Raw genomic sequence first — 14,686 nt, forward strand, 5'->3', positions numbered from 1 at the left:
GGAGAGTAAAAACTATGAGAATTAATACTAACATGAATGCTATCACAGCATTAAATCAATCAACTAAAAATACAGCTTTAGCTGGAACATCAATGAACAAATTATCTTCAGGATTAAGAATTAACAAAGCTGGAGATGACGCTGCAGGATTAGCAGTTTCTGAAAAGATGAGAGCTCAAATCAGAGGAATGGAACAAGCAGAAAGAAACGTACAAGATGGTATATCTTTAGTTCAAACTGCAGAAGGTGCATTAGGAGAAGCTGGAAATATAGCTCAAAGAATGAGAGAATTAGCAGTTCAAGGAGCTAATGATACTCTAGATTCAGGAGACAGAACTAAGATATCAAACGAATTAAAATCTCTAGGGGAAGAAATGGCTAAAATAGCTGGAGAGACTAAATTCAATGGAACATCATTATTAAATGGAGCTACAACATTAAATATTCAAGCTGGTGCTAATTCAGAAACTAGAAAAATAGAAACTACAAATTTATCTTCAATAGCAAGTAATATAGCTTCATTGGATATTTCAAGTACTACATCTGCACAAAAAGCTATTGCTTCAATAGATGCAGCATTAAATAGTATTAATATTGGAAGATCTCAAATGGGAGTAATGCAAAATAGATTAGAAGTAACTTCTTCTACATTAACAACTTCTACAGAAAACTTAACAGCAGCAGAATCAAGAATTAGAGATGTTGATGTTGCTTCAGAAATGATGAATTTATCTAAATTAAACTTATTAAATCAAGCTGCACAAGCTATGATGTCACAAGCAAAATCACAACCAGAAGGTGTAATGCAATTATTAAGATAGTATTCAGTATAAAATTAATGGGTAAAGCTTTAAGCTTTGCCCTTTAATTTTATATTATAGATGTTAGTTATATAAGGGAATAATATAGAAAGTAATATAAATTTAAAATTAATTTAAATGAAAGGAGATATAATATGCTATTAAGTATTGTAATGATGATAAAAAATGAAGAGAAGAATTTAGATAGAACTTTATCTGCATTAAATCCTTTAATTACTGCAGTAAATAGTGAAATCATTATATTAGATACAGGATCTACTGATAATAGTATAAATATAGCTAAGAAATATACAGATAAAGTATATTTTGAAGAATGGAATAATGACTTTGCAGAAATGAGAAATAAATCTATAGGATATGCAAATGGGGATTGGATATTAATATTAGATGCTGATGAGGAATTAATAGAGTGTGGAAAATTAATAAAATTTTTCACTACAGATTTATGTGAAAAATATAATACAGCAACAATTGATCTAAAAAGTATATTTTCAGAGGATAAAAAGGCTTTCAATATTACCTCTATTCCAAGACTATTTAAAAAATATGAAGAATTTAAATATGTAGGTTCAATACATGAACAACCTTTATGGAAGGAGCCAATTTACAATGGAATAGCATTTTTTGATCATTATGGATATTTATTTGTTGATGAAGAATTAAGACAAAAAAAAAGTAAAAGAAATAAAGAGATTTTATTAAAAGAAATAAAGAAGAATAAAAATGATCCATATTTAAATTATCAATTAGGGAAAGAATATATAATAAGTAAAAATTATGAAGAAGCTCTTTTGTTCCTTGAAAAAAGTAATGATATTTATAAGAAAAAAAATATGGAGGTAATATATGTTATAAATGATTTAGCAGATTTGTATTTAAATTTAAATAAATTATCTAAATGTAAAAAATTGTGTTTAGAATATATAAAAAAAGATAAAAATAATATAGATATATATTATTATTTGGCAACAGTACAAAGAAGATTATATAAATATGATGAAAGTAATAGATATTATGAAAGATATAGATATCTTTTTAAAAATTATGATATTTCTACACAAGCTAATGATATTAGATGTACATATAATACAGCCTCAAATATAGTAGAAAGTGAAATTAATATTATAAATAATTATTATGATTTAGAAGACTATAGTAAAGTTATAAGTGAAATAAATAAAATATCAGAAGAAGCTATAAATCAATTATATTTTGTAATAATTATGAGTTTTAAAAAGTTAAATAAATATCAAGAAATATTAAATCTTTATGATAAATACTGTTTAACACAAGTTGAAAAAAATAAATTTTATAATATTTCAGAAGCTGTTATAGCAAATTCAAATGAAAATGAGAAAAAAATACTTTATAAAACCTTATCAAATATAAATTCAAATTATGGAATTTTAAATAAAGTTAGATTAGGTTTAGTATTAGATTTTAATGAAACTATAAAAGTTTTAAATGAAGAAAATCAGTGGTTTTATAGTGATATAATTTTAAATTATATAAAAGAAGATAATAATATTTATGAATTATTAAGTAATTTAGATAGAGTAAAATTAGAAGGATATATAAATAATTTAATTAATAATAGAAAAGAAGTAATATTTGATTTATATAATTTATTAATAAACAATCCGATAATATTAGAATTTAATTCATTAAAAGTTAATAGTTGTTTAGCTAAAGGTTTATTGATATATGGAAATTTAATTGGAGATAAGTATGAAAAATTATTTAATATATATATAACATGTCATTTTGAATATTTAAGAATGTTATATAACTCTTCAGTAAAAGATGAAGATTTAATTAATTTAGTAGATACAATAGAAAATAAATTTATTATAGAAGTTATAGTTAATGAAAAAATAAAAGAAACGCGACCATTAGAATATATAAAAAAATTAAAGAAATTAATAATAGAAAATCCTAATTATAAAAAAGCATTAGAAAATTTAGTTAATAAGTTTAAAAAAGAATTTAATGAAAATGACGAAGTAAAGAAATTAAAAAAACAATTTAAAAATTTAATTGAAGAAAATATTAATAAAGGTATGTATGATGTTTGTTATGAACTTATAAAACAATATGAAGAACTTTATTGTGAAAGTGATTTGTATAATATAAAAGGTATTTTAAGTATTTATACAGATGAATTAGAAGAAGCTCAAAAATGGTTTAAGCTAGCATATTGCTTAGATAGAAATAATGAAGATACATTATTTAATATTGCTTATTTAAATGAAATAACAAATAATTTTGTTGAAGCAATTTCATTTTATGAAAAATTACTAAATTTGAATAATTCAGATGATATATCAGAGAAAGTAAGTTTACTTAAAGAAATAATATCTAAAGATAAAAAAGAAGTATCAGATAAAGTTGATATAGATTACTCAACTGTTAAAAGTAATATAGAAGAATTAATTAATGAAAATAGATTAGAAGAAGCTCAAGAGTTATTAGATAATTATAAAGTTATATATGCAGATGACATAAGTATATACTCTATGCAAGGAATTATATTGTTAAATAACAATGAAATAAATTTAGCTTGTGATAGTTTTCTTAAGGGATTAGAGCTAGATTCTAAAAATGTTGATTTACTATATAATGCTGGATATTGTTGTATATTATTAAATCTTAAAGAAGAGGCTATTTATTATTATAATAAATGTTTTAATATAACTAATGATAAGGAATTAAAAAAAGAAATTAGAATTATAATAGAACAGTTACAAGCAGAAGAAAATAAAAATAAAAAACAAACTTTTATAACAATTGATTTAAAAGATAATGATGAATTATTTAAAGTTATAAAAGAGGATTTAATTAAAATTAAAATAAATGAAGAAGTTGAATATAACAATAGAACTTATGAGGATAGTAATATTATTTATGAAACAAATTCAAATAATTTAAATGAACTTATTGAATATATATTAAGAAATAATGAGAATTGTATAGTAGTATTTAATGATTATAAAATTAAGCGTTTATTAGATTTTAAAGAGAAATGTAAATTTATATATTATACTAATAAAAATTTAGTTATAGATAAAGAAGATTATCTTAATCAGAATATTAATATACTTTTCGAAAATGAAGTATGTAATGATGTGAATTTTATATTTACTAATAATATAGAGGTTTATTATTTTAAAAATAAAATAGAGAAAAGAGATAATGTATATTTAATAGATGATACATACTCTAAAGAAGAATTAAAATGTATTATAAATAATAATATAATGGAAGAACAATTAAAGGAAAAATTAAGAAGTAAATTAAATGAAATAAGTGACGAATATGAAAAAAGTTTATATTTATTATTAATAGAAAAACAAGATTTAAATAAATGCTTAGAAATTTCCAAATATATTTATGATAAGTATAAAAATGAATCAGCTTATATAATTTATTTATCATTATTAAATGAAAGTAATAATTATAGTGAAATACTGGTTACTATGATAAATAGTGAATTTTGTGATGACATATATAAAGCAGAAGTTTTATATTTGAATTCTATAGAAGAAATAGATTTAATTAGTTTTATTCTTAATATTTCTATAAAGAATTATAAATCTTTAGATTTTAATAATAATGTTGATTATAAAATGGCAACATATTTCTATGAATTAAATATGTTTGAAAAAGCTTATTATAAATATATGATAATAATAAATGATAATAATAAAATAACAATTTCACCTTTAGTAAGTAGAAATATAGCATTTTTAATGTATAAAAATGCAGATCCTCACTATGAAAGTTTTTATAATAACTATAGAAAATTAATTGATATTGTTAATAAAGAAAATGATAAATAAAGAGGAAAAAATGGATAAATTTAAGGTTAGTATAATTATACCAGTATATAATGTTGAAAAATATTTAGTAGAATGTTTAGAAAGTGTTGTAAATCAAACGTTAGATAATATAGAAATTATTTGTATTAATGACGGCTCCACTGATGGAAGTCTAAAAATATTGGAAGATTATAATTTAAAATATAAAAATATAAAAATTATTAATCAAGAAAATTCAGGGTTAAGTGCAGCTAGAAATAGTGGTATTAAAGTAGCTAAAGGTAAGTATTTATATTTTTTAGATAGTGATGATTATATTGAATTAAATTCTATGGAAGAATGTTTTAATATTGCAGAAGAATATAAATTAGATATATTATCATTTGATGCAACTGTGTTTTATGATTCGGATTTTACCACTAATACGTTTAAAGAAAAATATGATAGAAAAGCTATATTAACAACTGATGTTATGAAAGGTAAAGATTTTTATAATTTAGTTAATAAAAAAGGTGGATATAAGGCGCCGGTTTGGTTGAATTTTTATAGAAATGAGTTTATAAAAGAAAATAGCTTATACTTTTATGAAGGTATAATACATGAAGATGAACTTCATACTATGAATTCCTTTATAAAGGCAAATAGAATAAAGTATATACCTAAAAAGTTTTTTAATAGAAGATTAAGAAGTAATTCTATTATGACATCTAAAATAAATATAAAAAGAATAGAAGGAAATTATGTAATAGCAAAAGAAACTTATAAATTGTATTTAAATAATGATTTAAATGAAGAGACAAAAAATATCTTATTATTTTGGATAAGAAGATATTACTATAATAGTTTGGTTTTTTGTGATATGACAAATAATTATAATATAAAAAATGAGATTGTTAATGATATAAAAGGTAAAAAAGATATTATAGATGTAGAGTTAGATATGCTAATTAATAGTCCTGTATTATTTTATCAAATTGAAAAAAAAAAAATAGTAGATAATTTATTTATAGTCCATACACCATATCATATTATTTTAGCACTTGCTTTGGTAAAGAGTGATACATATAAAAAATGTTGCAATGAAATTTTTATAAACGATACTTTTAATATAGATAAGAATCAGATAAATATTTTAGAAAAAATATTTAATAAAGTATATATATGTAATAAAGATTATAATTTTGACAAAGCATATACTTTAATTAAGTATAATATATATAGAAATATATTTATTAACAATGAAACCGAAGTTGAAATGCAATTTATAATTGAAAAAAATTTACATAGAATGGGAAAAGTAATACATATAGAAGATGGTACAACAGATTATTCAGACTATATTAGAGAAACATTTAATGATATAGAAATAGAGCATTATAATAAATTATTAAATATTAAAATAGAAAAAATAAAAGTTTTAGGAGCACATAGTAAAATAAAAAAAAGTTATTTAACATACCCTGAATTAGTTAGAGGTGAATTAAAAGATAAAAGTGAGAATATTGAAATAGATAGTAGACTAATTAAGGAAGCAATAGAAAAATTATATGATAAATTTGATCAAGATACAGAGGTGTTAAATAATAAAATAAATATTTTAATTGCTTTAGAACATAGTGAGTTTTTCTATATCAATAATTCAAGTATGGATAATTATTTAACAGTTATAAATGAAATAATTTATAAAGCCAAAGAAAAAAACATTAATATATATTTAAAATATCATCCAAGAGAGAAAAATAAATATTTAGATAAGCACATAATTCAATCTGATAATGTAAAGTTTGTTAAAAATAGTATTGCAATAGAAGCTTTTTATAGTTTTAAAAATTTATACTTAATATCTAGAGTATCTACATCTCTAATGACTTTTTGTAAAGTTTTAGATTCTAAAAGAGCAATTTGTATTGAAAAAATATTCGATGAAGATAGTAATAGATTGATAGAAGTATTTGAAAAATTAAATATATTTTTACCAAATACTATTGATGAGATTATACAAAAAATTAATAATAAAATTTAAAAATATTTAGTATTAATAAAGAGGAGAAAATGGAAAAATTTAATGTTAGTATAATTATACCTGTATATAATGTTGAAAAATATTTAATAGAATGTTTAGAAAGTGCTGTAAATCAAACGTTAGATAATATAGAAATTATTTGTATTAATGATGGTTCAACTGATGGAAGCTTAAAAATATTAGAAGAATATTATTTAAAATATAAAAATATAAAAATTATTAATCAAGAAAATGCAGGATTAAGTGCTGCTAGAAATAGTGGAATTAAAGTAGCTAAAGGAAAATATTTATATTTTTTAGATAGTGATGACTATATTGAATTGAATTCTATGGAAGAATGTTTTAATATTTCTGAAATAGAAAAATTAGATATATTAACATTTGATGCAAATGTATTTTATGATTCTGATTTTAAATCTAATAATTTTAAAGAACGATATGATAGAGAAAGTATGCTATCTAGTGAAGTGATGAATGGAGAAGAGTTTTATAACTTATCTAATAAGGTTGGCGCTTATTATGCAACAGTTTGGTTAAATTTCTATAAGAGTGATTTTATAAAAGAAAATAATTTATATTTTTATGAAGGTATATTGCATGAAGATGAACTTCATACTATGAGTTCATTTATAAAAGCAAATAGAATAAAATATATATCTAAAAAGTTTTTTAATCGAAGAATAAGAAATAATTCTATTATGACATCTAAAATAAATATAAAAAGAGCTGAAGGAAATTTTATTACAGCAAAAGAAGCTTATAAGTTATATTTAAATAATGGGTTAGCTTTAGAAACAAGAAATAGGTTATTATTCTGGATAAGAAGATATTATAATAATAGTATATTCTATTGTGATGTACTTAACTGTAATAACATAAGAAGAAGCATTTGTCAGGATATAAATAATAAAAGTAAACTATTTAATATTGATTTAGATATGCAAGTTAGTTCACCAAGTTTATATTATAGTAATGAAGATATTGTTAATGAAATGGATAGTTTATTTTTGGTTCATACACCATATCATATGATATTAGCAATTAGTATGGCTCTTAGTGATGAGTATAGAAGTTCTAAAAATGATATATTTATATGGAAAACTTTTGATTTAAAATCAATAAATATAGAGAATTTAGAAAAAATATTTAATAATGTTATATATTTAGAAAATAAGGATATATTTAATGTAAATACAATTAATTCTAAAATAAATAAGAAAGTATATAATAATATATTTGCAAATAGTGATAGAGAAGTACATACTCAATATATTGTAAAAAATAGATTAAAAAATAATGGGAATTTTTATTATTTAGAAGATGGAACTGCTGTTTACACAGATGAGAAGTTTCCTATTGAGTTTACTGAACAAAAAATAGAAGAAATTTATAAGAATATAAATTTACATGTAGAAAATATACAGGTGTGTGGAACTCTTAGTAAAATAAAAAAGAGATATTTAATATATCCTCATTTAGTAAGAGATGAGTTAAGAGATGGAAAAGAAAATCTTGAAATAGAAAGTGATTTAATTAAGATAGCAATAGAAAATCTATATAGTAAATGTGAAGAAGATGTTGAAGATTTAAATAAAGCTAATATTTTTATAGCTTTAGAACATTCTGATTTTTTTATATATAATAATTTGGATATTACTGATTATGTTAAAGTTATATATGAAATAATACATAGATTAAATCAGAAAAAAGTTAACATATATTTAAAATATCATCCAAGAGAAAAAAATAAATATTTAGATAATTACATAATTGAATCGGATAATGTAAAGTTTATAAAAAATAGTATTGCAATTGAAGCGTTTTATAGTTTGCAAAATTTATACTTAATATCTAGAGTATCTACATCTTTAATGACATTTTCTAAAATATTAGGTTCTAAAAGAGCAATTTGTATTGATAAAATATTTGATGAAAATAGTAATAGATTGATAGAAGTATTTGAAAAATTAAATATATTTTTACCGAATACTATTGATGATGTTATACAAAAAATCGATAGTGAAATTTAAATATATGTAAATAGGATTTTAAAATAAATTTATAATAAAAATTTAAAATATAAATAACTTTTTATAAATAAGGAAGAGTATTAAAAATGTATAAAAATAAAAGATTTTTAGCTATTATTCCAGCGAGAGCTGGAAGTAGGGGGATAAAAAACAAAAATGTAATAGATTTATGTGGCAAACCCCTTATAGCTTATAGCATAGAAGCTGCATTAAAATCTAAATATATCGATAGAGTTATAGTATCAACTAATTGTAAAGAAATAGCAGATGTAGCTAAAAAATATGGTGCAGATGTTCCATTTTTAAGGCCAGATTATCTGGCGTTGGATACATCAAAAACCATTGAGTGTGTTATGCATTGTATAGAGCAATTACATATTTATGGAGATATATACGATTATATTGTATTATTACAACCTACTCAACCATTAAGAGAAAGCTATCATATTGATGAAGCTGTAGAATTAATTGTACAAAAAGATTCAGATAGTTTAGTAAGTATATGTAAAGTAAAGGAACATCCTATTTTAATGAGAACATTAAATGAAGATAATAGTATGAGTAATTTACTTAATATAAGTAGTACTCAAAGAAGACAAGATTTTAAAGAATATTATAGGGTAAATGGAGTAATATATATAAATAAAATAAATGAAAATTTAAACTTAAATACAAGTTTAAATGATAATAAATTATCATATATAATGGATGAAAAATATTCAGTTGATATAGATGAAATATTAGATTTAAAAATTGCTAAGATAATGATGAAAGAAATAGCATTAACTAAAGAAAAATAGATTAATAAGAGGAAAATTAATGAATGGTTTTACTTTGATAGATATGATGGTTCTTATAGTATATTTAGCTATAGTACTATTAATAGGTCTAGTTTTTACTAAGAGAGATATGAAAGGAATGGAATATTTTAAAGGTGATGGAACAATACCATGGTGGGTTACATCAGTTTCGATATTTGCTACTTTATTAAGTCCAATATCATTTTTATCTTTAGCAGGTAATTCATATAGTGGTACTTGGATTTTATGGTTTGCACAATTAGGCGTATTTATAGCGGTACCATTAACAATAAAGTTTTTTCTACCTGTATATAGTAGTTTAAAAATTGATACAGCATATCATTATTTAGAAATAAGATATAAAGATAAGGGTTTAAGAATAATAGGTGCATTATTATTTATTATATATCAGATAGGACGTATGTCTATAATAATGTACTTACCATCTATGGTTTTAGCTGAACTAACAGGGATAAGTATTAGTATATTAATAATAGTAATGGGTGTTATAGCTATTATATACTCATATACCGGAGGAATAAAATCTGTAGTATGGACAGATTTTATTCAAGGTATTGTATTAATAGTAGGGGTTATATTTGCGCTAGGATTTTTATTGTTAAATATAGATGGTGGATTTAAAGAAGTAATTAGAACTTTATTTCTAGAAAATAAGTTTATTTCACAAAAAGAAATAATATTTGATAAAAATATATTAAAAACAAGTGTATTTATAATATTAGTAGGTGCAGGATTAAATACATTTTCATCTTACATATCAAGTCAAGATGTGGTTCAAAGATTTACAACTACAACTAATATAAAAGAACTAAAAAAGATGACTTATGGGAATGGAATTTTATCAATAGTAGTTGCAACAATATTTTATTTAATAGGTACTGCATTATTTGTATTTTATAATCAAAATCCAAATTTATTACAAGTAAATAATCAAGATCAAATTTTTGCATCTTATATAGCATTTCAGGTGCCAGTTGGTATATCTGGTTTATTATTGGCAGCAATATATGCAGCAGCACAGTCTACACTATCAACAGGATTAAATTCAGTTGCAACTAGTTGGACATTAGATATTCAAAAGTTTATATCAAAAAATATTGATAATAAAAGTGAAACTAAAATAGCTAGATATATTTCTTTAGGTATTGGTGTTATAACTATTATAGTTTCTATAATGTTAGCAAATGGTAAAATTAAATCAGTTTATGAATGGTTTAATAGTTTTATGGGACTAGTTTTAGGCGTATTGGCAGGAGTTTTTGTACTTGGAGTAATTAATAAAAGTGCTAATAAATTTGGGGCATATGCAGGACTAATAACTTCGTCTATTATAGTTATAGTATTAAAGTATAGTAATTCATCAATTAGTACATGGTCATACTCTTTAATTTCAATTATAGTATCAGTTATTATAGGAAGTTTAATTAGCTATATAACTAATAGGTTTATATAATAGTATAAATATAATTATGATAATACTTATAAAGTAGTTTAAATATTTTAGTATATATTAAAGTATTTATATTACTAACCGATACATAAATATATAGAATAAAAAAATAAATATAATTATTAGTATAATAAACGGGTAAAGCTTAATCTTTACCCATTTATTATACTAATAAATAAAATAAGTTAATCTGAAATATTGCCTTATGAGAATTGATAATGAGTTAGATATATTACATAATACTAATGATATTATTAAACAAGATAAATATATAGAGATATTAATGACTGATATTAAGAGAAAACATTGTGAAAGATAAAGTAGTTAAGAAGATTTATACAACAGATATAGTATAGGAGATATAATATGGAAATTATTAATAATATAAAAATGTATATACTAAATGATGATATAGAAAATGCATACAATATGATAATTAAAAATGAAAAATGGTACATAAATAATTCTCAATATTGGAATTTGAGAGGAATGTTATGTTTTAAAATAAAAGAATATAATTCAGCTATTATATGTTATAAAACGGCTATTGATTTACAGAATGATTTTGTAGATGGTTATTTTAACTTAATATATACTCTTTTATTAATTGGCGAAAAAATTAAAGCAACTTTATATACAGGTATAGCTTTAAGATATGTTAATGATAGTAATTTTATAAATGATATAAGGAATCTATATGAAGGTGAAATTTTATCCCAAGAATATTTTAATATTATGGATGAAGTTATGAATAATGAATTAATAGATAAGAATAATATTAATTTATTTAAATATATAGCATATCAGTTTAGTAATATTGATAATTTATATATTGAATTATTAGCAGAAAAAGAGCAAGCTAATAATTGGGCATATGTAAAAGATAAAGTAGTAATAACGAGGAAAGAAGTAATAGAATTAAGAGAGTTTATAAATAAATATAACGAAAATAAATATGAGTTAATAGTGCCTTACAATAAAAAATATAAAGATATAATTAAAAAATTAGATAATACTGAAATTAAAATATATAAAATATTAGTTCCTCATAAAGGTATTTTTGAATTACTAGAAAATGATAATGAATTTATAAATAGCTTTGAAGTTGATAATCATAAATAATAATTTAAAAAGGAGTAAAGTAATAAATGAAGGTTAGTGTGATAATACCAATTTATAATGTAGAAGAATATTTAGAAGAATGTATAGATAGTATTTTAAATCAATCATTAGATAATGTAGAAATACTATGTATAAATGATGGTTCTACAGATAATAGCTTATCTATTCTTAATAAGTATAGTGAACGTAATAGCAATATAAAAATAATAAATCAAGAGAATACAGGTGTTGGTACTGCAAGAAATAGGGCATTGAAGTTTGCAGAAGGAGAATATATTTATTTTTTAGATGGTGATGATTATCTTGATAAAGATACATTATTAATTTGTTATGAAGAAGCGAAGAAAAACAATTTAGATATAGTAACATTTGATGCAATTTTATTTTATGAAAAAAGTTATAATGGAAATTATGGTGATAATTTAGAAAGAGACGAGCTTTTAGAGAGTAGGGTAAAAACAGGACTTGAATTTATGGAAGAGGCATTTAGTAGAAAGTGTTTTAGAACAGAGTCTACTATTAATTTTTATAGAAGAGAATTTTTAGAAAAAAATAATATAAAATATTCAGAACTAAAAATATATGAGGATGTAATACAAGTATTTGATAGTTTTATATTAGCAGAAAGAGTTAAATATATTCCTAAAAAATTTATGTATAGAAGAGTAAGGAATTCATCAGCAATTACTACTAAATTAGCAAAAATAAACGTAGATGGATACTATCAGGTTTCAAAAGATGTATTTGAAAGGTATTGTAATATAGAAAAAAATATTAGTGATGATTTAAAGCAGTACTTTTTAGAACAGTTAAAGTTATATATGATTAGAGCTTTAATGATAAGTGAACATATAGAGTTATATGATTATACAAATGAGATAATAAGATATTTTTATAGTGAAATTAGAACTATTGATGTTGGCATTAATACAATAATAAATTCTAAACTTTTAAAATATATTGTAAATATTAATATATTAAATGATTGTATTATAGTATTAGAAAAAGAAAATTTATCTTCAGATGAATTAATATTAGAAATTAGAAAGTTAATAAAATTAATTCATGGGAAGAATAGTTATAACGAATTAGATAGTTTTAAAAATTTAAAAACAAGAATTACTAATATATTATTACAATTTAATATTTTAAGTACAGATAAAAATGAATTAGCTAATGAGTTAAAAACTTATATAATGGAATTATTAAGAGATATTAATAGGAGTAATAGAATAAATATATATTTTTATGGTATAGATAAATATAATTTAATTAATACATGTTTAAAAGAGAGATGTACCATAATTAAAGATAAATATGAAATAATTAGAGTAATAAATGAACTATCAGAAAATGATATTAATATTTTAATTATTAGTGAAGAAACAGTTGATAATAATATAGAAATAACAAAACATTTTAATAATATTGTATATTATGATAAGGCTATGAATTATTTATTTGATATAAGTGATAAGATATATTATGGAAATTATGATTATAATTATTTAGTAAAATCTATTGAAAAATCATATAATAAAGATATAAAAACTATAATAGTCGGAAATTCATATCCGTTAAATGGAATAGATCAGATAAAAATGAATTCTAGTTCTATAAATATTGCATTATCAGGTCAAGATTTATATTATTCATGTAAATTAGCTGAAAATACTATAAAAAATAATACTAATATAAAAAATTGTATTATAGGAGCTGGATATTTTTTATTCAATCATGACTTATCTAGATCTAAAAATGAAGATGAGATAAACAAAATAAGAAATGTTTATTATCCTATTCTTAATGATAAGCATAATTTAGAAGATGTAGAATGTGTTGAAGGATTAGAGTTAAATAAAGTAGTAGATAATAATCTTATAAGATATTTATTTAATTTAGAGTTTTTAGATAAATATTTTAAGAGCTTAGTATATATAGAGAATAACTCATATTATAATAAAAGATTTAGTAGAGAGATTACTAGTATATTACATAGAGTAAAATTAAGTTGTATTAGCAGTGAGGAAAAATATGAAATAGGTAAAAATAGAGCTGAGCAACATAATAAGTTATTAAAATATAATGAAACCTATAAAGAGTATAGAGATATTTTTTATAAATTTATAGAGTTTTTAAAGTCAAAAAATATAAAAATAATTATAATAGTATTTCCAACTACTAAATATTATAGTGAATTTTTAGATGAAGGATATAAAAAAGAGTTTTATAATGTGATTAATAATATAAAATACAAATCAGATATAGAATTAATAGATTTTTCAGAAGAAAATATTTTTAATGAAGAAGATTTTAGTGATGTTGATCATTTAAATGAAAAAGGTGCAGTTAAAGTAACTAATGAATTAAATAGAAGAATATTTAATAAGTAAAAAATTATAAAATTAATAGCTATTTAAAAGATAGAGATCTCAATTATATTAATATATAGTTAATAAATACGGTAAATAATAATTGTTTGAAATAAGCTTTTTATAGAACTGTTGCATTATTTAATTAGTGTACAGCTTTTTTATATAAAGATGTTTAAATAGAAATATTATAAAAATTTTACATTAACATGATAGATTGGAGAAGTTA

The 14,686-nt window shown here is 21.1% G+C and carries 8 protein-coding genes; all 8 read left to right on the forward strand.

Annotated features, from left to right (window positions below):
- The first annotated feature begins 14 nt into the window (after positions 1–14).
- The 8 genes from Q0Y03_RS02250 to Q0Y03_RS02285 all read left to right on the forward strand — a co-directional run bounded on the left by Q0Y03_RS02250 (position 15) and on the right by Q0Y03_RS02285 (position 14,478).
- Positions 15–821: a flagellin gene (locus Q0Y03_RS02250; protein WP_297712212.1), complete on the forward strand. Its 807-nt coding sequence runs from the start codon at positions 15–17 to the stop codon at positions 819–821.
- A 134-nt stretch (positions 822–955) separates the two neighbouring features.
- On the forward strand, positions 956–4,660 hold the full coding sequence (locus Q0Y03_RS02255) for a glycosyltransferase (protein WP_297712213.1): 3,705 nt from the start codon (positions 956–958) through the stop codon (positions 4,658–4,660).
- Positions 4,661–4,670: 10 nt separating this feature from the next.
- Positions 4,671–6,662, forward strand: a complete 1,992-nt coding sequence (locus tag Q0Y03_RS02260; RefSeq protein ID WP_297712214.1) for a glycosyltransferase — start codon at positions 4,671–4,673, stop codon at positions 6,660–6,662.
- A gap of 29 nt (positions 6,663–6,691) precedes the next feature.
- Entirely contained in the window at positions 6,692–8,692 is a 2,001-nt protein-coding gene (locus tag Q0Y03_RS02265; protein ID WP_297712215.1) for a glycosyltransferase, read from the forward strand.
- Between the two features lie 86 nt (positions 8,693–8,778).
- Positions 8,779–9,492 carry an acylneuraminate cytidylyltransferase family protein gene (locus Q0Y03_RS02270; protein WP_297712216.1) on the forward strand — a complete coding sequence of 238 codons (714 nt, stop codon included), beginning with the start codon at positions 8,779–8,781 and terminating at the stop codon, positions 9,490–9,492.
- 19 nt (positions 9,493–9,511) lie between these two features.
- Positions 9,512–10,966, forward strand: coding sequence for a sodium:solute symporter (locus Q0Y03_RS02275; RefSeq protein WP_297712217.1), 1,455 nt, complete (start codon positions 9,512–9,514; stop codon positions 10,964–10,966).
- A 363-nt stretch (positions 10,967–11,329) separates the two neighbouring features.
- Entirely contained in the window at positions 11,330–12,085 is a 756-nt protein-coding gene (locus tag Q0Y03_RS02280) for a hypothetical protein (protein WP_297712218.1), read from the forward strand.
- A 26-nt stretch (positions 12,086–12,111) separates the two neighbouring features.
- Positions 12,112–14,478 (forward strand): glycosyltransferase, encoded by a 2,367-nt coding sequence (locus tag Q0Y03_RS02285; protein WP_297712219.1) that lies wholly within the window; start codon positions 12,112–12,114, stop codon positions 14,476–14,478.
- Positions 14,479–14,686 lie beyond the last annotated feature (208 nt).

Origin of the sequence: Clostridium sp. (assembly GCF_026168755.1) — a bacterium.
Lineage (GTDB): Bacteria > Bacillota > Clostridia > Clostridiales > Clostridiaceae > Clostridium.